This is a genomic window from Plesiomonas sp. ZOR0011, assembly GCF_000800945.1.
GTDB classification, from domain to species: domain Bacteria; phylum Pseudomonadota; class Gammaproteobacteria; order Enterobacterales; family CAMTGL01; genus Plesiomonas; species Plesiomonas shigelloides.
The window spans coordinates 65,178-88,848 of the sequence record NZ_JRKB01000073.1 but is presented as its reverse complement, the minus strand read 5'-3'; the positions used below and the strand labels follow the sequence as shown (position 1 = coordinate 88,848).

Genomic DNA, 23,671 nt, shown 5'->3' with positions numbered 1-23,671 from the left:
GTATAAAAAGGGATAACCGGAACTACCACTTACTCGACTGACTGCGGCTTAGCTGCTGCAGCGCTGGCGTGATGAGTAGCCGCTTGGCTACCGGCAGCACCACGACCGCTGAACTCATACGCAGGACGAACCCAAGTGCTAACTACAGGCTCTGACGGCGTATAAGCCGGTGCAGGGGCCTTAGTCATACCGGCGCGTGCATGACCACGTACTGCCGCTTCAACGGGATTGATTTCAATCACAGCGTCTTCCAACACGGCGGCAGGCACAACGCACTCACCGGCTTCGTGGTGTGCGCTCACTGGTTCGGCAACCACAGTATCAACCACTGGAGTGGCCGCAGGCTGCTTTTCAATGATCGCTGGCACTTCCGGCTCGGAGTCGATAACCGGCGCGGTAGTGACTGGCGCAGTGACAGCGCTTTCCACGGTGCTGCTTGCTGGAGCAACTGCTTCAGTAGGCTGAGCAACCGGAGCAACTTCCGCCACACTGGCTGTAGATGCGACAGGGCTTGTGGCCACTGGCGCTGGCTCTGCAGACAGCACTGGTGCAACCAGTACCGAGCGAGGTGCTGTGCGCACTTCCGCTTCAGCTGGAGCAACCGCGGTCTCGACGGCGGTGTTAGCCACGTTTTCGACCACTGGCGTTACAGCCGCTTGTGTTTCGACAGCTTGCGTGACAGCAGCAGAGGCTTCAGTTACTACCGCTTGAGTCACTGGCGCTTCAGTTACTGGTGCTGCAGTTTCGGCCATTGCAGCAGACTCAGCGGCTTGCTGTTCGGCAGCTTGCGCAGCCTGATTTTCCAGTAGCACTTCGTTTGGTACGAACGCTGGAGTTTCTGGAGCCAGATTGTGCTCAACCTGACGCTCAGCAACCTGCACTGGATACTGGATCCAGACTTTACCGCTGGCCAGTTCTGGTGAGAACACCGCCATTTCTAATGGTACTGGAGATTGCGCGTTACGACGATCATCACGATAGCGACGACGACGTTGACCACTCACACGCAGGTGGCGTGGTGAACGACGTGAGCGGCGATGACCTTCGAAGTTACGCTCTTGCTCGGCATCTGCAGCATTGTTCGCCACATCTGTTGCAGCAGCATCGGCAGTCGCCGCATCGGTAGCCACTGGCGCAACCTTAACGTCTACGGCTGGCGCGTTTGGTGCTACAGGGGCGATAGCTGCATCAGCAACCGGCGCGGTGGCAACGGCAGCATCATTTACGCTTTCAGTGGCGTTGTTACCGTTGTCGTTATCCGAAATACGGACTTTACGACGCAGCTGACGGCGCTGACGGCGCTGTGCTACTTGCTGCTGCTTCTCATCGTCGGCGACTTCAACGTTCGCGGCAGCATTTTCAGCTACTGCGTTCGCTTCCACCACATCTTGGGATTGACGCTTGTCATCCTGACGACGACGCTGCTGACGTTCACCACGGTTTTGACGTGGTTGCTGCTGGTTGTCTTCACGGCCTTCACGGTTATCACGTGGTTTGCGGCGCTCTTGAGACTTGTCCTGCTCGTTCAGTGCTTTGTCATCGGCGATCTGACGGTTGCGATCGTCTTGATTACGACGGTTACGGCGGTTGTCATTGTCCTGACGTTCAGTGCGTTCGTTACGCTCAGTACGCTCTGGGCGATCTCCACGCTCATTACGCTCACCACGTTCACTGCGCTCATTACGGTCACGACGTGGTTGACGGCCATCGCGGTTACGATTGTTACGCGGATTACGACGTTGATCGCGTTGTTCGCTCTTCGCCGGCTCGGCTTTTTCTTGCTCGACTTGTGCAGAAGAGCCACCGAACAGAGCTTTGAAGAACTTCACAATACCGCCAATGAAGGAGGTTTTCTCCGCTTCTGGTTTGCGCGGCATTGGAGCCGGTGCAACCGGAGTTTGGATCGCTGGGGTTACCAACGCTACCGGCGTTTCTGCAGGTGCACTCAGACCAGACAACGCTGGCGTTTCAACCACAGTTGCCGGCTTACGGCGCTCAGAGGCTTGCTCTTCCGCTTCAGCCAACGCTTGCGCTTCGTGAATTTGTGGCAACAGGTAGCTCAGCGCGTTGCTCTCTTCACCTTCACGAATACGCACAACGTTAAAGTGTGGCGTTTCCATGCGGTTATCAGGTACCACGACCACACGCACGTTATGGCGTGATTCAATCACCCCAATAGACTTACGTTTTTCGTTCAGCAGGTAAGACGCAATTTGAACCGGAACCACCGCATGCACCTGAGAGGTATTGTCTTTCAGGGCTTCTTCTTCCATCAAACGCAGGATGGACAGAGACAGTGATTCGTTATCACGTACAGTACCGGTACCGCTACAACGTGGACACACGTGGTGGCTAGACTCACCCAGAGATGGGCTCAGACGCTGACGCGACATTTCCAGCAGACCAAAGCGAGAGATGCGACCGATCTGTACACGAGCACGATCTTGACGCACCGCATCACGCATGCGGTTTTCTACTTCACGTTGGTGACGCACTGGCGTCATGTCGATGAAGTCGATAACAATCAAGCCGCCCAAGTCACGCAGACGCAATTGGCGTGCGATTTCATCCGCTGCTTCCAAGTTGGTGTTCAGCGCGGTTTCTTCGATATCGCCACCGCGCGTTGCACGGGCGGAGTTGATATCGATAGCGGTCAAGGCTTCGGTCGTATCGATAACGATAGAGCCACCAGACGGCAGACGCACTTCACGTTGGAAGGCTGATTCAATCTGTGATTCGATTTGATAGTGGCTGAACAGCGGCACTTCGCCTTGATACAGCTTCACGCGGTTCAAGAAATCCGGACGCACCAGTTTGATGTGTTCTTTGGCTTTCTCGAAGATTTTCGGGTTATCAATCAGGATTTCACCGATATCGCGGCGCAGATAGTCACGGATTGCGCGAACAATCACATCACTTTCTTGGTGCACCAAGAACGGCGCAGGGCGACTCTCCGCAGTCAGGCGAATAGACTCCCAATGGTGCAGCAGAACTTTCAGGTCCCATTGCAGTTCTTCAGCAGATTTACCCACACCGGCAGTACGAACAATCAGACCCATACCGTCTGGCAGTTCCAGCGCGGACAGGGCTTCTTTCAGTTCAGTACGCTCTTCACCTTCGATACGGCGAGAGATCCCGCCAGCACGAGGGTTGTTTGGCATCAGTACCAGATAGCTACCGGCCAAACTGATGAAAGTGGTTAAGGCCGCGCCTTTGTTACCACGCTCTTCTTTATCAACCTGAACAATAACTTCCTGACCTTCGCGCAGCACATCTTTGATGTTCGGACGACCGTGGTAGGAGTAATTGGCTGGAAAATATTCGCGGGCAACTTCTTTAAGTGGCAGGAAACCATGACGTTCAGCGCCGTAATCAACAAAGGCAGCTTCCAGACTTGGTTCGATTCGTGTGATTTTACCTTTGTAAATATTAGCTTTTTTCTGTTCGTGGCCTGGACTTTCAATATCCAGATCGTACAGTTTTTGGCCATCAACAAGGGCAACCCGCAACTCTTCCTTCTGAGTCGCGTTAATCAACATTCTTTTCATGCAGTTTACTCATTATTCTTTCGTTGGCATCAGAGCCAGCGGGCGAATCCAGTCTGCCGGACATTATCGACCCCGAGTCTACAGCATGGACGTCAGCCTCCCGGCTGTCACACGCATGGGGCGCATTGATAATGCGGTGCGCAATTTAGCCTGCGTCTCCTTCGCTGATGAGTCCGTGTATGGTCATTTTACATACGACAAGGATTCAGCGACGACACAGGGATGGGTGCACATTCTTCAAGGTATGACTGTATAATGGTTACTACAGTCGGCAGTGCTGCTACCCGTGACTCACTAAGTGCTTGTTATGCTTAACGTCTTACGCCATTGCAGCGTTATCGCAGGCAAGCAAACTTTAAAATTCCATCGGTTGCGTGCAACGACAAATACAATCGTGGAAAATCACGACATTATCCCATTCATAAAGTATGTTAGGCAAGGTTACTTTTTTACAGAAATTGAGATCGGCCTCATGCTAAAATCATTCATATGAAAGAAATTAATACAAAAGTACAAATACTGACCGTTGCCGATGATGAAGCGGGTCAGCGAATTGATAATTATCTGCGCACTCGTTTGAAGGGCGTTCCGAAAAGTTTGCTGTACCGCATCCTGCGTAAGGGGGAAGTGCGGGTAAACAAAAAACGCATCAAACCGGAGTACAAATTACAAGCCGGAGATGAAGTGCGGGTGCCGCCGATTCGGGTTTCAGAAAAAGAAGAAGCGCCGGTATCTGCCAAGCTGACACGTGTTGCTGCGTTAGCCGATTGCATCTTATATGAAGATGACGGTCTGATTGTGCTCAATAAACCGTCAGGCACTGCCGTGCATGGTGGTAGTGGGCTGAGCTTTGGTGTGATTGAAGGTTTACGTGCTCTGCGCCCGGAAGCGCGCTTCTTGGAGTTGGTGCACCGTTTGGACCGAGACACATCCGGCATCCTGTTAGTAGCCAAAAAACGCTCGGTGCTGCGCGATCTGCATGAGCAGCTGCGCGTTAAAACCGTGCAGAAAGATTATTTGGCCTTAGTGCGTGGTCAGTGGCAGAAGCACTGCAAAGTGGTACAAGCGCCGCTAATGAAAAACGTGCTGCAAAGTGGCGAGCGTATTGTACGGGTGAGCGCGGAAGGCAAACCGTCAGAAACGCGCTTTGAGGTTGTGGAGCGTTTTGAGCAGGCAACCTTGGTAAAAGCAAGCCCTGTGACTGGTCGTACTCACCAGATCCGCGTACACACCTTGCATGCCGGTCATCCGATTGCGTTCGATGATAAGTATGGCGATCGTGACTTTGATGCGCAGGTTGCAGCGAGTGGGCTAAACCGTCTGTTCTTGCATGCGGCGGCAATCCGTTTTCGTCATCCGCAAACCGGGCAAGAGATGCTGATTGAAGCGCCGCTAGACGGCATACTCAAACGCACCGTGCAATATTTGCGCAATCAGCGCGGCTCATATTGAACGGGCACGGTTAAACCAGTCTTTTGCTCAACGTGAGTGTGACTACACGTGTTGCTAAAATAGACGATAAGCTCGAATGGATAAGCGCCGATAGGCGCTTATTCTGTTTATAGCAATATTTTGCGACAATAAATCCACTGATAGAATGGTGTCGGCCTGCTGAAGCGGTATTGGGCTGTGGTCAGTGCTGCAATTAGATTAGCAGTGGATTACAACCTTGTTGGATCAACATCTGATTTAGCCGGATTAACGGCAGGCCAATGAGCGCATTGGGATCGTCACCTTCCAAGCGTTCAAATAAGGTAATGCCTAATCCTTCGCACTTGAAGCTACCTGCGCACCATAACGGCTGCTCTTTGGCTACATAGGCGTGAATTTCAGCGGTAGACAGCGAGCGAAAGTGTACGTGAAAGGGTTCGCAGTGGCTCTGGTATTGGCCGCTACGGCTGTCATACAGGCATAAGCCGGTATAAAAGGTGATGCATTGGCCGCTGGCAAGGCTCAGTTGCTCTTCTGCGCGTTCCACGGTTAACGGTTTACCGGTGATGTGGCCATTGAGTACACACACCTGGTCAGAGCCGATAATCAGATGCTCAGGATACAAGGTGGCAACGGCGCGGGCTTTTTCCTGTGCCAAACGAACAACCAATTGCTCGGCACTTTCATCGGGCCGGGCCGTTTCATCAATGTCAGGGTTGGCGCATTGAAACGGAATGCCTAGTTTTTCCAGCAGTTGCTTGCGGAAAGGAGAGGTTGATGCAAGGATTAATTTTGGCTGCATTTTACACTCTGTCAGTGGATAAAGTGGTTGGCCTATTCTAGACTTGTGCGCAATTTATCGCGAGTGAATGAGAAAGGGGCGTAAAACCTCCCTTTTTCTTTGACTCCAAGGCATTACAAAGTTAATATGCGCGCCCTATGCAAAAGGTAAATCCTATGCAAAAGGTTAAATTACCCCTATCGGTTGATCCGGTAAAAACCGCGCTAAAACGTCTCGATTATGAAGGTGTCTACCCTCAGAGCGTTTTGACACGGGTTGCCGAAGCAACGGATGGCGTGCTCAGTGACGCGCAAGTCACTCTGTCTTTTGAGATAGATGAGCAGAAGTTGACGGTGATTAAGGGTCAGGCAGAGGTAACTGTCCGTTTGATCTGTCAGCGCTGCAATAAGACTTACGAAGATACTGTACACGTAACGTTTTGCTACAGCCCAGTTGCCAATGATGCACAGGTTGAAGCATTGCCGGAAATCTATGAGCCGGTCGAGTTCAATGAGTTTGGCGAGATTGACCTTCTGGGTCTGGTCGAAGACGAATTCATCCTCGCTCTGCCACAGGTTCCGGTGCATGAACCCGAACACTGTGAAGTGTCCACAGCGGAGATGGTTTTTGGCGAATTACCTCCTGAGGCCGATAAACCAAATCCATTCGCCGTACTAGCTAGTTTAAAGCGAAAGTAATTCTCGAGGAGTAAGGTCAATGGCCGTACAACAGAACAAAAAATCTCGTGCAAAGCGTGGTACTCGTCGTGCTCATGATGCACTGACTACTGCAGCTGTGTCCGTAGACAAAGTTTCCGGTGAAACTCACCTGCGTCACCATGTTACTGCCGACGGTTTCTACCGTGGCCGCAAGGTAGTTGCCTAATTATTTAGGTGCTACTTTGACTCGTCTAACCATAGCGTTAGATGTCATGGGCGGGGACTTCGGTCCCCGTGTCACCCTTCCTGCTGCCTTGCAGGCTCTGACATCCAATCCTTTTTTGCATTTGCTGTTGATCGGCGATCAGCAAATCATTCTCTCATATCTTAAATCCGCGTCAGACTCCGTACGTCTTCGTACCCAAATTATTCACACTGCCCAAGTTATCCCTAATGAAATGCGTCCATCGCAGGCTATTCGTCATAGTCGTGATACCTCTATGCGTATTGCGCTGGAAGCGGTGAAAGAAGGGGAGGCGCAAGCGTGTGTCAGTGCTGGGAATACCGGCGCGTTGATGGGCCTAGCGAAAATGATCCTCAAACCGTTACCGGGCATCGAACGTCCGGCGCTGGTTGCAGCGTTGCCCAATACCTTGCGCGGAAAAACCTTGTTACTGGATTTAGGTGCGAATGTAGACTCTTCAGCCAGTATGCTGTTCCAGTTTGCTGTTATGGGAGCCGTACTGGCTGAGGAATTATACGCGATGCCAGCACCGCGTGTGGCGCTGCTGAATATCGGTGAAGAGGAAGTCAAAGGAAATGATACAATCAGAGCGGCAGCCGAGCGTTTAAAACTGTGCTCGGCGCTGAACTATCAAGGCTATATCGAAGGCAATGATATCCTGACTGGCAAAGCTGACGTGATTGTGTGCGATGGCTTTGTGGGAAATGTGACGCTCAAAACCATGGAAGGCGTAGCCCGTTTATTTTTATCCCAGCTGCGTAGCAAAACCCAAACTAACGGATTGCTGCGCTTTTTAGGGCGATGGTTGTTAAAAAAGGCCTTTTCACGCATGGGGGAGTTGAACCCCGACCAGTATAACGGCGCAAGTCTGTTAGGATTACGCGGTATTGTCGTGAAAAGCCACGGTGGGGCCAATCAACAGGCACTGGTTTGTGCCATTGAGCAGGCAGCGCAGGAAGTGAACCGGTCTGTACCGGCACGGATTGCTGCCCGGCTTGATGCAGTATTACTCAAGAGTGACTAATCGTTCATGTATACAAGAATTCTAGGAACGGGGAGTTATCTGCCTGCCCAAATCCGCACGAATGCTGATCTAGAGCAGATGGTAGAAACGACCGATGAGTGGATTGTTAGCCGTACAGGCATTCGTGAGCGCCGTATTGCGGCTGCTGACGAAACCGTATCCACAATGGCGGCTGAAGCAGCACGTAATGCGCTCGAAATGGCCGGAATCAATAAAGATGATATCGGTCTGATCATTGTCGCAACGGCGTCTGCCACGCATGCGTTCCCAAGCGCTGCCTGTCAGGTACAAGCGATACTGGGTATTAAAGATGCGGCCGCATTTGACTTGGCTGCTGCGTGCGCAGGGTTTACCTACGCACTGAGCGTGGCGGATCAGTTTGTCCGTACTGGCGCAGTGAAAAATGCATTGGTGATCGGTTCGGATCTGTTATCGCGCACGCTGGATCCACAAGATCGTGGTACCGTGATCCTGTTTGGTGACGCGGCCGGTGCGGTGGTCGTGGGCGCATCAGAAGAGGCGGGCATTTTGTCTACCCATCTGCATGCCGATGGCCGCTACGGTGAGTTGCTGTCTTTGCCATACGGCGAGCGCGGACAACCTGAGCTGAGCGATAGCTGCTACCTGACCATGAAAGGCAATGATGTCTTTAAAGTGGCGGTGACTGAGCTGGCCAATCTGGTCGAAGAAACTTTGCAGGCCAACAACGTGCCAAAAGAGCAGTTGGACTGGCTGGTACCACACCAAGCGAACCTGCGCATCATCAATGCGACTGCGCGCAAGTTAGGCATGGGGCTGGATAAAGTGGTTATTACGCTGGATAAACAGGGGAATACCTCTTCTGCTTCTGTGCCCACTGCATTAGATGAAGCGGTACGTGATGGCCGAATTCAGCGCGGACAACTGATTTTGCTGGAAGCGTTTGGCGGCGGTTTCACGTGGGGCTCGGCGCTGGTGCGCTTCTAGGTTTTAATCGCTGTTTTAATAACCGCTTTATCGCCGTTTTGCGGCGATTAGCCCTGAATCGTTTCTCGCTAGCGCAACACTGAGCCTCCGGCTCTTTTCGGTGCAACGATTTGAGATCTTGTTCGAGCCAACGAAGTGGGTTTACCGGCGTGTGCTTGAACAAGAGCTTCAGTATCGCGGTAGTTAGCCGCAGGTACTCCAGAACAACAGGAAATGAACATGACAACATTTGCGATGGTATTCCCAGGTCAAGGCTCTCAGTCTGTCGGTATGCTGGCTGATTTGGCACAGCAGTTCCCGATTGTTGAGCAGACTTTTGCTGAAGCGTCTGCCGTATTGGGTTATGACCTGTGGGCGTTAGTGCAGCAAGGTCCAGCCGAAGAGCTGAATAAAACCTGGCAAACCCAGCCAGCGCTGCTGACAGCTTCTGTTGCTATCTGGCGCGTATGGCAAGAGAAAAACGGCGCGATGCCGGTCGTGATGGCTGGCCATAGCCTGGGTGAATACTCTGCACTGGTGTGTGCCGGTGTGATGGATTTTAAAGACGCGGTGCGTTTGGTTGAACTGCGCGGTAAGTTGATGCAAGAAGCCGTACCGGAAGGCACCGGTGCGATGGCGGCCATTATCGGTCTGGATAATGATTCTATCGCCAAAGCGTGTGCTGAGTCTGCCGAAGGGCAGGTGGTTGCGCCGGTTAACTTCAACTCACCAGGTCAGGTGGTGATTGCTGGTAACAAAGAAGCCGTTGAACGTGCGGGCGCGGCTTGTAAAGCCGCTGGCGCGAAGCGCGCGTTGCCATTGCCAGTTAGCGTGCCATCTCACTGTGCGCTGATGAAGCCGGCAGCCGATAAACTGGCGGTTGCACTGCAAGAGATCACCTTCAATGCGCCAGGCATCCCTGTTATCAATAATGTGGATGTGGCGGCTGAGTCTGATGCTGACGCTATCCGCAGCGCACTGGTACGCCAGCTGTATAGCCCAGTTCGCTGGACGGAAACTGTAGAGAGCATGTCAGCACAAGGTGTTGCTCACCTGTTGGAGATGGGCCCAGGTAAAGTTCTCACCGGCCTGACCAAGCGTATCGTTGACAGCATGACCGCTGCTGCCGTGAATGATGTGGCGTCACTGGCTGCAGCGTTAGGCGAATAATCAGCGACTAATCAGCAAAGAATCACAATAAGCATCGGGCGATAAACGCGCGAGCGATAAACGAGTAAGAGGAATACGATGAGCCTTAACGGGAAAATTGCCTTAGTGACCGGTGCCAGCCGTGGTATTGGTCGTGCGATTGCCGAAGCACTGGTTGCTCAGGGCGCATGTGTGATCGGTACTGCAACCAGCGAAAGCGGTGCAGAAGCGATCAGCAGCTACTTGGGTGACAAGGGCAAAGGTCTGGCGCTGAATGTGACCGATCCTGCATCTATTGAAGCAACCTTGGATACCATTCGCGCAGAGTTTGGCGAAGTGGATATTCTGGTGAATAATGCCGGTATTACCCGTGATAATCTGCTGATGCGCATGAAAGATGACGAATGGCAGGATATCATGGATACTAACCTGACATCCGTGTTCCGTTTGTCGAAAGCCGTTTTGCGTGCCATGATGAAAAAACGCCACGGTCGTATTATCAGTATCGGCTCAGTTGTTGGTACAATGGGTAACGCAGGACAAACTAACTATGCTGCCGCGAAAGCCGGTCTGGTTGGTTTTACCAAGTCCTTGGCCCGTGAAGTGGCCTCTCGTGGCATTACCGTGAATGCGGTAGCTCCGGGCTTTATTGAAACAGACATGACCCGTGCGCTGAATGAAGATCAGCGGGCAGGTATTCTGACTCAGGTGCCAGCAGGGCGTCTGGGTGAGGCAAAAGAGATTGCATCTGTTGTGGCATTTTTGGCCTCTGACGGTGCGGCTTACATCACCGGTGAAACAATTCATGTCAACGGTGGCATGTATATGGTGTAATAAATTTGCAAATGTTTTGACTTAATACCGTGAATTTACGGTCAAATTTCGTAAAATCGTGGTTTGACCAGCGTGGTATTGGTTGCAACTTTCGCGTCATTGAATACACTACGGAAACCATCGCGCTATTGAGCGAGTTTGATAGGAAAATTAAGAGTATGAGCACTATCGAAGAACGCGTTAAGAAAATCATCATCGAGCAACTGGGCGTTAAAGAAGACGAAGTGAAGCCAGAAGCTTCTTTCGTTGAAGACCTGGGTGCAGATTCTCTTGACACCGTTGAGCTGGTAATGGCACTGGAAGAAGAATTCGATACCGAAATTCCAGACGAAGAAGCTGAAAAGATCACTACTGTTCAGTCTGCTATCGACTATATCCAGAACAATCAGTAATCGAACACACCTAGGCGGTCAATCGACCGCCTAAGTTTTTCTATACCCCGTAACAGCTTCCCCCCTTGGAGTAGCAAACGTGTCTAAACGTCGAGTCGTTGTGACTGGTATGGGCATGTTATCTCCTGTCGGTAATACAGTTGAGGCTTCTTGGAAAGCCCTGCTCGCCGGCCAGAGTGGCATCAGCCTGATCGAACACTTTGATACTACCGCTTTCGCAACCCGTTTTGCTGGGCTGGTAAAAGATTTTAATTGTGAAGAGTATCTGTCGCGCAAAGACGCGCGCAAAATGGATCTCTTCATTCAATACGGTATTGCTGCCGGTCTGCAGGCACTGGATGATTCCGGCCTGACAGTCACCGAAGCCAACGCACACCGCATGGGTGTTGCCATTGGCTCCGGTATCGGTGGTCTGGGTCTGATTGAAGAAAACCACACGGCGCTGCTCAATGGCGGCCCACGTAAAATCAGCCCATTCTTCGTGCCGTCTACCATTGTCAATATGATCGCCGGTCACCTGTCCATTCTGCGTGGGCTGCGTGGTCCGAACATTGCGATCTCTACCGCTTGCTCTACCGGGGTACACAACATCGGTCACGCTGCACGCATGATCGCTTACGGTGATGCAGATGCCATGTTGGCCGGTGGCGCTGAAAAAGCCAGTACCCCAATGGGGATGGGCGGTTTTGCTGCCGCGCGAGCGCTGTCTACACGTAACGATGCACCACAACAGGCGAGCCGCCCGTGGGATCGTGATCGTGACGGTTTTGTATTGGGCGATGGCGCAGGCATGATGGTGCTGGAAGAGTACGAGCATGCTAAAGCCCGTGGCGCGAAAATCTATGCTGAGCTGGTTGGCTTTGGCATGAGCGGCGATGCGTACCACATGACTTCGCCTCCGGCGGACGGCTCTGGTGCTGCACTGGCGATGCTGAATGCAATGAACGATGCCGGTGTTGGCGCTGCTGACATCCAGTACGTGAACGCACACGGTACCTCGACACCTGCGGGTGACGTGGCCGAAACCCGTGCCGTGAAGAGCGTGTTTGGTGATTACGCCCACAAAGTGATGGTGAGCTCAACTAAATCGATGACTGGTCACCTGTTAGGAGCGGCGGGCTCGGTAGAAGCGATCTTCACTGTGCTGTCTTTGCGTGATCAGGCCATTGCGCCAACCATCAACCTGGATAATCCGGATGACGAATGTGATCTGGATTATGTACCGCACGAAGCGCGTCAGGCAAAACTCGAATATGCCCTGTGTAACTCGTTCGGTTTTGGTGGTACTAACGGCTCACTGCTGTTTCGCAAAATCTGATTAGTGGCTACGTAGAGCATCGTCTGGCGACGATTATTGCGTAGCGCTGATAGCTGATATGATAAGACCTGATGCAGATACTGCATCAGGTCTTTTTTTGTCTGCAGGATTCTGTTTATGTTTAGTGCATTAGCAACAGGCTCTGGCAGCGCCATCATCGGCGTTCACCCGCAGCAGGAGGCAGAAGTGATATTGATCAATGGCAATCCGGTCGAGAGCATTGCGGCCACCGATCGCGGGCTGGCATACGGTGATGGCTGTTTTACCACTGGGCGAGTGCGAGCCGGCCGTTTGCAGCTCGAACAAGCGCACGTAGAGCGATTGTGGCTAGCTTGTGAGCGGCTGTTTATGACGCCGCCAGATAAGATTGTGTTGCAGCGTGAGATTCGCCAGCAAGCCGAGCTGGTGCAAGAGGGCGTGCTTAAAGTATTGCTGACCCGTGGCAGTGGTGGACGTGGTTATAGCGCGCAAGGCTGTCACCAAACGCAGCGTATTATTTTTACCTCTGCATGGCCCACGCATTATGCCCGCTGGCAAGCACACGGCATTGTGCTGGGGGATAGCAGTATTGCACTGTCTTGCCAGCCGTTACTGGCGGGGATCAAACACCTTAATCGCCTAGAGCAAGTCTTGATCCGGCGCCAGATTGACCAACAGGGCTGGGATGAGGCCGCTGTGCTTGACACTGAGGGGCGGCTGGTGGAATGCTGTGCGGCCAATCTGCTATGGCGCTGTGGTGATACCATTTTTACCCCACGCCTTGAGCGTGCGGGAGTCAGTGGGATCATGCGAGGAGCTATCATGGCGTATCTCGCGTCCTGTGGGCAGACATGTCTCGAAGTGGATGCCACGCGTGCGGCCCTTGATGAGGCTGACGAAATTTTATTATGCAATGCGCTACTACCGGTGGTTCCGGTGCGTATTTACCGGCAACGTGAGTTACATGACTTCACGTTATGTCGGCAACTCCAACGTTTTTTGGACGATAGTTTGTGATGAAGAAAATCGCCCTTGCTGGCCTGATAGTTGTCGCGCTGGCAGCTGCAGTGGCTTATTCGTTGTATTCTCGGATCCTCGGTTTTGCTGAGCAGCCGTTGAATCCTGATTCGGCAGAATTATTGACTGTTAAACCCGGTACTGGGCGTGTCGCGCTGGCCAGCTTGCTGGAAGAACAAAAATTAGTGGCCGATGCGCAGTGGCTGCCGTGGCTATTACGCGTTGATCCTTCCTTGGCCCATTATAAGGCGGGCACATACCGTTTGACGCCGGGTATGACGGTGCGTCAATTGATGCAATTGTTAGTCAGTGGCCGTGAGGCGCAGTTCAGCATTCGTTTTATCGAAGGCACCCGCTTTAGTGAGTGGTTACCGATTTTGCAGCAAGCACCTTACTTAGAGCATGATCTACAAGGGTTGACCAACACAGAAATTGCGCAAAAGTTGGGCATCAAACAAGGCTCGGTGGAAGGCTGGTTATTCCCTGATACCTATCATTATGTAGCGGGCACCTCGGCCTTGGACATTTTACGCCGCGCGCATCGCCGGATGGAAAAAGAGCTGACGATAGCATGGGATGGCCGAGAAAAAGGTCTGCCGCTGCAGTCGCCGTATGAGATGTTAACGCTGGCCTCCATCATTGAAAAAGAGACGGCGATTGAGTCTGAACGCACACGGGTGAGCTCGGTGTTTGTCAATCGCTTGCGTTTGGGGATGCGTTTGCAAACTGACCCGACCGTGATCTACGGGATGGGGGAGCAGTATAACGGCAATATCACCCGTAAAGATTTACAAACGCCAACGGCGTACAATACCTACACCATTAATGGATTACCGCCGACGCCGATTGCCATGCCGGGATTAGCCTCTTTGAATGCGGCGGCGCATCCAGATACTACCCAGTATCTGTATTTTGTGGCCGATGGCTCGGGTGGCCATCAGTTTTCCACCAACCTGAATGCGCATAATCAGGCTGTACGTAATTACGTAAAACAATTAAGAGAGAAAAAACAGTGACCGGTAAATTCATCGTCATCGAAGGACTGGAAGGCGCGGGCAAAACCACGGCACAAAACACAGTCATACAGACCTTACGTACTCGTGGTATTGCGGATTTGGTCTTTACCCGTGAGCCGGGCGGGACGCCGTTGGCGGAGCGTTTGCGTAGCTTGATCAAAGAAGGCCATCCAGACGAGCCGTTGACTGATAAGGCTGAGGTGCTGATGCTGTATGCCGCGCGCGTTCAGTTGGTGGAGAACGTGATTTTACCGGCAATGGCACGTGGTGCGTGGGTTATTGGCGATCGCCATGATTTGTCATCTCAAGCCTATCAGGGCGGTGGCCGTCAGATTGATCCGGTGCTGTTGCAAACCTTGCGCGATACCGTGTTGGGGGATTTTCGCCCAGACCTGACCTTGTATTTGGATATTGCACCTGCACTCGGTTTGCAGCGCGCACGACAGCGCGGTGAATTGGACCGGATTGAACAGCAAGACTTGTCGTTCTTTGAGCGTACCCGTGTCCGCTATCTTGAACTGGCGCAAAATGATCCGAATACTCGCATCATTGATGCGGGTCAGGCGCTGCCCGTGGTGACAGCGGCGATTGAAGCGACGCTGAACCAGTGGCTCGATGCTCAGGGGCTCTGAGATGTATTATCCGTGGCTGAGTGCTGACTATCAGCAGATTATGCACGGTTACCTGCGCGGTCAGGGGCACCATGCACTGTTGCTGCGCACCTTACCCGGTCTGGGCTTGGATGCACTGGCGCGTGCGTTAGCTGTGCGCTTGCTCTGCATGCAGCCAGTGGGTGAGCAGCCGTGTGGGCATTGTCATAGCTGTCAGTTAATGGCGGCGGGTAATCATCCTGATTTTTATCAGCTTGAGCCGGAAAGCGGCAAAAGCCAGATAGGGGTCGAGCGAGTACGGCAAGTCTGCGAAAGGCTCTATACCCACGCCCAGCAAGGCGGCGCTAAAGTGATTTGGATGCCGGATGCCGGACGTTTGAATGAAGCATCGGCCAATGCGCTGCTCAAAACATTGGAAGAGCCTCCGGCGAATACGTTTTTTATTCTTGGTTTGGATGAATCGGCCAGTTTGCTGCCGACCATTGCGAGCCGTTGCCAACGTTGGCGTTTAACGGTGCCGAACGAGTTGCAAGCCCTTGGTTGGATGCAGCAGCAACCGCAGGCGAGTGGATTTAATCACGCACAAGCACTGCAAGCGTTACGCTTGAGCCGCGGAGCGCCACTGGCGGCGCTAGACTTGCTTGCCGGTAATCATATGCAGCGCCGGGCTGATGTGTTGCAGGGGCTGTTGTTGTTTTTGCAAACCGCGGATGTGCCGACCTTTATTGCGCAGTTGGTGAAAGAGAATCCAGCCGAAAATTTGAGCTGGATTATTAGTCTGTTGCTGGAAACCAGTGCATTAGCACTGGGAAGCCAAACTGTGCGCATTAATCAAGATATGCAACCGGTGATGGAGCAACTGCTGCAACGGATTGATGTGGTGACGTTGCAGCATTGGCTACAGGTGCTGACTGCACTGCGCCATGAATTATTGACATCAGGCAGCTTGAATAGCGAATTGCTATTAACCACTTTGTGGCTGCGTCTGAGTAGTGATATCTGAGGAGTTTCCCTTGTTTCTGATCGATTCCCATTGCCATTTGGATGGGCTGAATTATAACGATCTGCATAAGGACGTGGATGCGGTACTGGATAAAGCACGTGAGTGTGGAGTACAGCATTTTTTGAGTGTCGGAGTGACCTTAACCCGCTATCAGGCGTTAAAAGCACTGGTCGGCCATCGTCGTGATGTTTCTTTGTCATGCGGCGTACACCCACTGGATCTGGATGAGCCGTTTGATGCTGTCGCGTTTCGTGAGCTGGCGGCAGAGTCGCAAGTTGTAGCCATTGGCGAAACCGGTCTGGACTACTTTTACAGCGAAGATACCGTTGCGTTGCAGCAAGAGGTGTTCCGTGAGCACATTCGTACTGCGCGGGCAGTGAATAAGCCGCTGATTATCCACACCCGTGATGCGCGTGAGGATACATTACGTATTTTGCGTGAAGAGCAGGCGCAAGAATGCGGTGGGGTGATCCACTGCTTTACCGAAGATGCTGATTTTGCGCGTCAGGCGATGGAGCTGGGCTTTTATATCTCGGTGTCAGGGATCATCACCTTCCGTAATGCAGAAGCACTGCGTGAAGCGATCCGTGAAGTGCCGTTGGAGCGCTTACTGGTGGAGACAGACTCTCCGTATTTGGCCCCAGTACCGCACCGTGGTAAAGAAAATCAGCCGGCGTTTGTTCGTGACGTGGCTGAGTATCTGGCGGTGTTGAAAGGCGTTTCTGTGGAGACCCTTGCGCAAGTAACGACGGAAAACTTCTGTCGCTTATTTGCTACGGCGCAGGTAGAGAGTAGCTGATATCCGCTGTTATCACAGTGCTCATCTGAGCGTCTGATAGGGCAGGAGCAAACGGGAGTTTGTTTCCTGCCTTTTTATCGTCAATAGTTTGTCTTTTTAATCTTTCTTTTGCTGTTGTCCTCTGCTGCTCACTATTTACGACTGAGTGTTGTATAAATGGCGTTCCCTTCTTATATCGCTTGCCAACCGTAGACGTTGTTTTGCGTTGTACTCCTGATTACGCCCGATTATTACATCCAATGACATGAGTTTGGATGCATAGCTGATTGATTAATGCGCAATTTGTGCGTCGTGGAGCGTTATTTTTATCGTTGCGCTGAAAAAATAGGCGATACAGAAGCGCTTGCGCTAATAGCTAAGCATGCACTGCTCATTAGGCCGGTATTTTTGTTCTTTGGGTGTAAAATTATTGTGACGCCAGAGCGTTTGTCGAAGAACGGGATTAGCAGGAATAGCGATAATCTATTATTATTAGGCGTAAAATAAATCGGTGTACATTAAATCGGCAGTGAGTGAATGTTATTTTTTGAGAAAAAATATGTCATTTACTTTCAGCTTTTAATGTTCAAACCGCAATCGCTGAATGTGACAGATATGCCAGCGTATGCGGGCGAGAATCGCACCAAACCTGACAACATAACATTTTATAAAAAGTTTTTTCGCTAAAAATAATTACTTTAGGGCGTGAAATATTTAATTTGTGAAGTTTGAAGGCTTTTAGAGCGGCTGTTTGGACCCAAACTGAGATGTGATCAAGCTAAAAGAAATGCGAACTGGTGATTTGTCGGCTTATTTTAATATGACAGCCGTCAAACAATATCGACATTTATTTTTCTATTATGTCACTAAATTACAAACAGAGTTCTTGGTAATAACTGTAATAATAAAAACCTCTTAGTAACATACTCACTCAGGAGCACATACTCACATGATAAAGGATGCATTCGCTGGCCTACAAAAGGTAGGTAAAGCACTGATGCTGCCAGTATCGGTTCTGCCGGTTGCTGGTATTTTGCTCGGTGTCGGTGCCGCTAACTTCAGCTGGCTGCCGGAAATTGTCTCTAACATTATGGAGCAGGCTGGTGGTTCCGTATTCGGCCAGATGCCTCTTCTGTTCGCCATCGGTGTAGCTCTGGGCTTTACCAATAACGATGGTGTTGCTGCGCTGGCGGCGACCGTCGGTTACGGCGTAATGGCTGCAACACTGACCGTAATGGCTGGTGTGATGGGCGTTGAGAAGATCGATACCGGGGTTCTCGGTGGTATTCTCGCCGGTGCCCTAGCAGGCTATATGTTTAACCGCTTCTACCGCATTCAGTTGCCAGATTATCTGGGCTTCTTTGCGGGTAAGCGCTTCGTACCTATCATCACTGCGTTTACCTGTATCGTACTGGGCGTAGTGCTGTCAGTGGTATGGCCTCCAATCGGTGCTGGTATCCAAGCGTTCTCTAACTGGGCTGTTCACCAGAACCCAGCGATGGCGTTCGGTATCTACGGCGTGGTTGAGCGTTCTCTGATCCCATTCGGTCTGCACCACATCTGGAACGTACCGTTCTTCTATCAAGCCGGTGAAGCTTGTGTGGTGAACAGTAAGGTTGTGGCGGCGATTACCTCTGAGCCTGCGTGTCTGGCAGAAGGTGGTAAGTGGATCACTGGTGAAATTCAGCGCTACCTGATGGGTGACCCAACTGCAGGTAACATGGCTGGTGGCTACATGTTCAAAATGTGGGGCCTGCCTGCTGCTGCTATCGCTATGTGGCACACTGCTAAGCCAGAAAACCGCGCTAAGATCGGTGGTATCATGATTTCAGCTGCGCTGACTTCATTCCTGACCGGTATTACCGAACCAATCGAATTCGCGTTCATGTTCGTAGCGCCAGTGCTGTATATCATCCACGCACTGCTGGCTGGCTCTGCATACGTCCTGCTGATCCTGCTGGGCATGAAGCACGGTATGACTTTCTCCCACGGTGCGATCGACTTCGGTCTGTTCTATCACCTGTCTACTAATGGCTGGATGTTCTTCATCGTTGGTCCTATCTATGCTGCGATTTACTACATCGTATTCCGTGTAGCTATCGTTAAGCTGGATCTGAAAACGCCTGGTCGTGAAGACGAAACTGCTGGTGCAAACGAAGCTTCTGGCTCCGAAATGGCGAAAGCACTGGTTGAAGCCTTTGGTGGTAAAGAAAACATCACCAGCTTGGATGCCTGTATCACACGTCTGCGTGTGGGTGTGGCGGATGTCTCCAAGGTTGACCAAGCTGGTCTGAAGAAACTGGGTGCTGCGGGCGTGGTTGTTGCCGGCTCCGGTGTGCAGGCTATCTTCGGTACTAAGTCTGACAACCTGAAAACTGATATGGACATCTACATGCGTGGTAACTAATTACCCGCAGTGATGTGCAATCACGTAAGCGAAAGAAAAAGGAGCCTAAGGGCTCCTTTTTTGTTTTGCTGTTTTTTTAATGATGGGGGATGAGAGATAAAAAAATCCCCTGCAAGCAGGGGACTGAAGATTAGAGTGTCACGAGTGAAAAGCGATTAGCCACGATTATTAACCACGGTTAAAGCGCAGACGCTGCCCTGGGCGCGCGGTAGTGTGAGCCGCATTGCGGAACACCACTTCGCCGTTAACCAATGTGGTATCAATGCGCGCAGGGAAGGTATGGCCTTCAAACGGAGACCAGCCGCACTGATAGAACAGGTTTTCTTTGTTGACGGTAAATGGTGAGTCCAGATCAACCAAGGTTAAATCCGCCCAGTAACCTTCACGCAGGTAACCGCGATCTTGCAGTTGGAAACGTTCGGCCACGGCATGACTGGTTTTTTGCACCAGCAACTCCAGTGACAACGCGCCTTGACGATGTAAGTCAAACAGTGCCAGCAACGGATGCTGTACTAACGGAAGACCCGATGGCGCGCCGAAGTAAGTATTTTGCTTTTCATCCCAAGTATGAGGCGCGTGGTCGGTGGCGATAATATCAATCACGCCATTACGCACTGCTTCTTGCAATGCCTGTTGGTCTTCCACGCCTTTAATCGCTGGGTTGCACTTAATCAAGTGGCCTAAGCGGTCATAATCGTTTTCGTTATAGAACAGGTGATGTACGCAGGCTTCGGCGGTGATTTGCTTTTTCCGCAGATCTTCCAGTGTTGGCGCGGCGTCAAACAGCGCCAGCTCTTCTTTGGTGGTGATGTGCAAAACGTGCAGACGCGTACCATGCTTTTTCGCCAGCTCAACAGCCAGACGTGATGACTTCAAGCACGCAGCCGCGGAGCGAATGCGGCCATGCTCACGGGCTGGTACATCGTCACCGTAACGAGCACGATACTCATCTTCCAGCAATTTGATCGATGGCGTATCTTCGCAGTGAGTGGCGATCAGCACGGGGCTTTCAGCAAAAATGGCGGCTAAGGTATCGGCATTATCCACCAGCATGTTACCGGTAGATGCGCCCATGAAAATCTTCACGCCACAGGCCTGATCGACTGATAAACGACGGATTTCGTCGAGGTTATCGTTGGTTGCCCCGAGGTAGAAGCTGAAGTTAGCCACGGAAGAGCTTGCTGCCCGCGCGTATTTATCTTCCAGTGCTTGCAGATTGGTGGTTTGCGGGTTGACGTTCGGCATTTCCATGTAGGAGGTCACGCCACCGGCGACAGCGGCGCGCGATTCGCTGGCGATGGTGCCCTTTAGCGGGAAGCCAGGCTCACGAAAATGCACTTGGTCATCAATCATCCCCGGAATAAGCAGCTTCCCTTTTGCATCAATGATTTCGGCATTGTCCGCCGCACTGATGCTGCTGCTGATGTGACTGATACGGCCATCTTTAATCAGCATGTCGCCTTCACTACGGCGGCCTTCGTTGATCATGGTGGCATTTTTTATCAATAACGTCGTCATTGCTTACATCCTTTCCGCAGAATTTGCCTAACTATACTGGAATTGAAATCGGGCGGGGAGTGTAATTTGTGCCTTGGTTTACTGGATATGCAATCGTTTGGGCAGGATCGCAAACAAGGTCTTGCTTGCGAGCTAACTGATTGAGCGTGTAGGCTTTCGCTATGTGGTGAGATAGCGGAGGGAGGATGTTTGCGCGCATAGCTAAATGCTGAGCGATATAAGGCCGGAGTTTGCCTAAAAAAAGCGCCGAGCAAGCCCGGCGCGACAATTAGCGGGATTAACCGAGGTTACAATACGAACTGACGTACCAAGGTTTCTTGGGATGCTGCCAGATTTTCCAGTTGGGTACTGTTACCGGCCATTTGCTCGATGCTGGCAAAGTTCTGGTCGGCCAGCCGCGAGATCTCTTCCAGATTACGGGCGATATCGGTTGAGGTGGCTTCTTGCTCGGTCGCGGCATTGGCGATTTGTGAGTTCATATCGCTAATCTGGCCTAGACCATCGGCGATCACTTTCATCGCTGCGCCAGTTTGGGTGGTCTGGCTGGTGCTGAGTGCCATATCATTTAAGCAGCCTTCAACCGTATTGAGCGCCGAGCGGGTGCCATTTTGCAGCTCGGAGATCATTTGCTCGATTTGGCCGGTGGAATCTGTGGTGCGCTTAGCTAGGACCCGCACCTCATCGGCTACCACCGCAAAGCCGCGCCCCATATCACCTGCGCGCGCCGCTTCGATGGCGGCGTTGAGTGCCAGCAAGTTAGTTTGATCGGCAATGCTGCGGATCACATCCAAGATGGAGCCAATCTTCTCGCTCATACCCGCCACGGTTTTGACCACGGCAGCCGTGCTTTGCAGGCGATCAGAGAGCTGTTGGGTGGTATGCACATTTTCCTGTACTAGCGCATCACTTTGCGTCACGGTGGCTTCCAGTTGCAGGACCTGATCCAGCGTATGATTCACGCTACGGGCAATCTCTTTAACCGAGTGCTCCATCTGTGACATAGCCGTGGCGACACTGGCGGTTTGTTCGCGCTGTGACTCCACCGCGGCTTTGGCGACCGTAGCGTTATCCTGATTCAGCAACGTCACATGGGTTAGCTGGGTTGAGGAGTGAGAGATCTGCTCCAAGATATGGTGCAGCTGTGCCACCATCTTGTTGATGTGCTCGGCAATCAAGCCAAACTCGTTATCACTGCTAACCGCCACGCGTTCGGTCATGTTACCGCGCTCAATGTTGCGCAAGGTTTGTAAGATGGCTTGAACCGGTTTGCGCACTGAGCGTGCCAGTAACCAGCCGGTGATGACAGCGATCAGCACTACAGCAAGTGATAGCGCACTGGCTACCCAGAAACTGCGTTTGTAGCTGGTATCCGCTTGTTCCGCCAGCAATGACATATGATTTTTCGCGTTGTCTCGCAGCGTTTGCAGCATGCCGAGTGCTTGTTCTAAGGCGGCAGACAGCGCAGCAATGTCTTGATTGACTTGCTGTTCTTGCAAGATGAAATCGTAGTGCTGCTGTAAGACGCCATTTTTGCGTCCGGCATCGGTCAGGAAGGCTTCAAACATTTCACCATAGCGCTCGCCCAGCATCGGGACTTGCGCGACTAAGCCTTTAAAGGCGTAGCCAAGGCGGCCAATGTTGACTTTGTTGGCTTTCATCGCTTTTTCGATGGCGGGCGGATCTTGGCTGGCCAGTGCATCGGAGGTGGTTTGATCCATCTCGCGTAAGCTATTGAAAAATGAGCCGCTGGTGAGTTTGATGACTTCGTTATCACCGTTATCAATCAGCGTTTTCAGGCCGTATTGCAGCTCCATCTTTTTATTTTGGAAGCTTTGCACAGCCGCGCTGATGGTCTGGCGACCACGTAAAATCGCATCATATTGCTGGAAGGTTTGTAATGCTGGCGCGAAGTAGTGTTTTTCGACCTCCGCCAACTGGGAAACCGGCATATTTTCATGCTCGGCATTGAGTTGCTTGAACGCTTCGAGTTGTTGCAGGTAATCACGATTTCCCTGCTCAAACGCGCTCTGGCTGCTAGAAAGCAGCGCAGGATCGCGACTGGCGACAAAGGATTTGAGCCATTTGTCAGCGGTGAGTAAGGACAAGGTCAGCTCAGAAGCGACCTCGGTGACCGGCACAGCCTCTTGCGTGACTTCGTCCAGACTGTATTTCATCTGGCCAGAGACATTCAGTGCAAACAGGTTAGCCGCAATGAATGCCGCTACCAGTACCACAAAACCGATCACCATATGGCGAATCACAGAAGCGTTTTTTTTCTTGTCCATAGAATTCAACATCACAGATATGAATGTGCGACATCCGGTATCATGCTTACTGTTTATGGTAAACATAGCCTGTAAGTACAGAAGAGGGTCTGCCTGACCTTCTTTAATTCGGGTATCGGCAGGGCGGCAAGCGTGTTGAATTGTAACGGTAACTGGCGTGTTGGTTTTTCGAGACAAATAACGAATTTGCAACCTCGTTTCAGACAACTTGCAGTAATGTGACACCGTTGTATGCACCGGCTAAGTCAGCCATACTAACCGGCATTGTGAATGATTGAGCGTTATGGCTAAAGTGAGGGGAGTGAGTCATGCCAGAAGAAACTATTTTCAGTAAAATTATCCGCCGAGAGATCCCATCGGATGTGGTGTACCAAGATGAACTGGTGACCGCATTTCGAGATATTAGCCCACAGGCGCCGACTCACATTCTGATTGTGCCCAATCATCTGATCCCAACCACCAATGACGTGCAGGCGCAAGATGAGCTGGCCTTGGGTCGTATGATCACCGCCGCGGCCAAGATTGCAGCGGCAGAAGGCATTGCCGAAGATGGCTACCGTTTAGTGATGAACTGTAACCGTCACGCCGGTCAGGAGGTGTTCCATATTCACATGCACCTGCTGGGTGGCCGTCCGTTAGGGCCACTGCTGGCTCGCTGAGGCACGCATCCGTGCACTTTAAGGGAAACATAATGCGCCGGCCGATGTCCGGCGCTGTTATTATTGGGATGTA

The 23,671-nt window shown here is 51.9% G+C and carries 20 protein-coding genes; 16 read left to right on the top strand and 4 right to left on the bottom strand.

Translation table 11 applies throughout. The features are described from left to right. Positions 1 to 29 precede the first annotated feature (29 nt). A complete protein-coding gene (gene rne, locus L975_RS13775; RefSeq protein WP_047709052.1) occupies positions 30 to 3,548 on the bottom strand; it encodes a ribonuclease E in 3,519 nt (1,172 codons plus the stop codon). Between the two features lie 489 nt (positions 3,549 to 4,037). Here rne and rluC point away from each other — a divergent pair, with 489 nt between their 5' ends. Next, positions 4,038 to 5,000 carry a 23S rRNA pseudouridine(955/2504/2580) synthase RluC gene (gene rluC / locus L975_RS13770; RefSeq protein ID WP_047709051.1) on the top strand — a complete coding sequence of 321 codons (963 nt, stop codon included), beginning with the start codon at positions 4,038 to 4,040 and terminating at the stop codon, positions 4,998 to 5,000. Between the two features lie 193 nt (positions 5,001 to 5,193). Here the strand turns inward: rluC and L975_RS13765 are convergent, their stop codons facing one another. Then, positions 5,194 to 5,781 carry a nucleoside triphosphate pyrophosphatase gene (locus L975_RS13765; RefSeq protein WP_047709050.1) on the bottom strand — a complete coding sequence of 196 codons (588 nt, stop codon included), beginning with the start codon at positions 5,779 to 5,781 and terminating at the stop codon, positions 5,194 to 5,196. 155 nt (positions 5,782 to 5,936) lie between these two features. On the opposite strand from L975_RS13765, the gene yceD reads away from it, so the two are divergent. From yceD to ptsG, 14 genes are all read left to right on the top strand, one after another. Further along, complete coding sequence (yceD, locus tag L975_RS13760) at positions 5,937 to 6,458, top strand: 23S rRNA accumulation protein YceD (RefSeq protein WP_010863898.1); 522 nt, start codon at positions 5,937 to 5,939, stop codon at positions 6,456 to 6,458. Positions 6,459 to 6,477: 19 nt separating this feature from the next. Further along, positions 6,478 to 6,645, top strand: a complete 168-nt coding sequence (gene rpmF / locus L975_RS13755) for a 50S ribosomal protein L32 (protein WP_010863897.1) — start codon at positions 6,478 to 6,480, stop codon at positions 6,643 to 6,645. Between the two features lie 16 nt (positions 6,646 to 6,661). After that, positions 6,662 to 7,687 carry a phosphate acyltransferase PlsX gene (plsX, locus tag L975_RS13750; protein ID WP_072033081.1) on the top strand — a complete coding sequence of 342 codons (1,026 nt, stop codon included), beginning with the start codon at positions 6,662 to 6,664 and terminating at the stop codon, positions 7,685 to 7,687. Positions 7,688 to 7,693: 6 nt separating this feature from the next. Continuing rightward, complete coding sequence (locus L975_RS13745; protein ID WP_047709048.1) at positions 7,694 to 8,653, top strand: beta-ketoacyl-ACP synthase III; 960 nt, start codon at positions 7,694 to 7,696, stop codon at positions 8,651 to 8,653. Between the two features lie 219 nt (positions 8,654 to 8,872). Next, positions 8,873 to 9,802 (top strand): ACP S-malonyltransferase, encoded by a 930-nt coding sequence (gene fabD / locus L975_RS13740; protein WP_047709047.1) that lies wholly within the window; start codon positions 8,873 to 8,875, stop codon positions 9,800 to 9,802. 78 nt (positions 9,803 to 9,880) lie between these two features. After that, the gene (gene fabG / locus L975_RS13735) at positions 9,881 to 10,615 is read left to right on the top strand and encodes a 3-oxoacyl-ACP reductase FabG (RefSeq protein ID WP_010863893.1); all 735 of its coding nucleotides are present in this window, start codon (positions 9,881 to 9,883) and stop codon (positions 10,613 to 10,615) included. Between the two features lie 158 nt (positions 10,616 to 10,773). Further along, positions 10,774 to 11,007, top strand: coding sequence for an acyl carrier protein (gene acpP, locus L975_RS13730; RefSeq protein WP_010863892.1), 234 nt, complete (start codon positions 10,774 to 10,776; stop codon positions 11,005 to 11,007). A 79-nt stretch (positions 11,008 to 11,086) separates the two neighbouring features. After that, complete coding sequence (gene fabF / locus L975_RS13725) at positions 11,087 to 12,325, top strand: beta-ketoacyl-ACP synthase II (protein WP_010863891.1); 1,239 nt, start codon at positions 11,087 to 11,089, stop codon at positions 12,323 to 12,325. Positions 12,326 to 12,511: 186 nt separating this feature from the next. Next, entirely contained in the window at positions 12,512 to 13,321 is an 810-nt protein-coding gene (gene pabC / locus L975_RS13720; protein WP_047709120.1) for an aminodeoxychorismate lyase, read from the top strand. Continuing rightward, the gene (mltG, locus tag L975_RS13715; protein WP_047709046.1) at positions 13,321 to 14,337 is read left to right on the top strand and encodes an endolytic transglycosylase MltG; all 1,017 of its coding nucleotides are present in this window, start codon (positions 13,321 to 13,323) and stop codon (positions 14,335 to 14,337) included. Before pabC ends, mltG begins: the two co-directional genes overlap by 1 nt. Then, a complete protein-coding gene (tmk, locus tag L975_RS13710; protein WP_039044847.1) occupies positions 14,334 to 14,969 on the top strand; it encodes a dTMP kinase in 636 nt (211 codons plus the stop codon). The genes mltG and tmk overlap by 4 nt, the downstream gene beginning before the upstream one ends. Position 14,970: 1 nt before the next feature. Further along, positions 14,971 to 15,951, top strand: a complete 981-nt coding sequence (gene holB, locus L975_RS13705) for a DNA polymerase III subunit delta' (RefSeq protein WP_047709045.1) — start codon at positions 14,971 to 14,973, stop codon at positions 15,949 to 15,951. A gap of 10 nt (positions 15,952 to 15,961) precedes the next feature. After that, entirely contained in the window at positions 15,962 to 16,750 is a 789-nt protein-coding gene (locus L975_RS13700; RefSeq protein WP_047709044.1) for a YchF/TatD family DNA exonuclease, read from the top strand. A gap of 928 nt (positions 16,751 to 17,678) precedes the next feature. Continuing rightward, positions 17,679 to 19,136 (top strand): PTS glucose transporter subunit IIBC, encoded by a 1,458-nt coding sequence (ptsG, locus tag L975_RS13695; protein WP_047709043.1) that lies wholly within the window; start codon positions 17,679 to 17,681, stop codon positions 19,134 to 19,136. A 168-nt stretch (positions 19,137 to 19,304) separates the two neighbouring features. Here ptsG and L975_RS13690 read toward each other — a convergent pair whose 3' ends face one another. Then, entirely contained in the window at positions 19,305 to 20,654 is a 1,350-nt protein-coding gene (locus tag L975_RS13690; protein WP_047709042.1) for a dihydroorotase, read from the bottom strand. Positions 20,655 to 20,941: 287 nt separating this feature from the next. Then, positions 20,942 to 22,939 carry a methyl-accepting chemotaxis protein gene (locus tag L975_RS13685; RefSeq protein ID WP_052181483.1) on the bottom strand — a complete coding sequence of 666 codons (1,998 nt, stop codon included), beginning with the start codon at positions 22,937 to 22,939 and terminating at the stop codon, positions 20,942 to 20,944. Positions 22,940 to 23,247: 308 nt separating this feature from the next. Between L975_RS13685 and hinT the strand changes: the two genes are divergently transcribed. Next, a complete protein-coding gene (hinT, locus tag L975_RS13680; protein ID WP_010863882.1) occupies positions 23,248 to 23,598 on the top strand; it encodes a purine nucleoside phosphoramidase in 351 nt (116 codons plus the stop codon). Positions 23,599 to 23,671 lie beyond the last annotated feature (73 nt).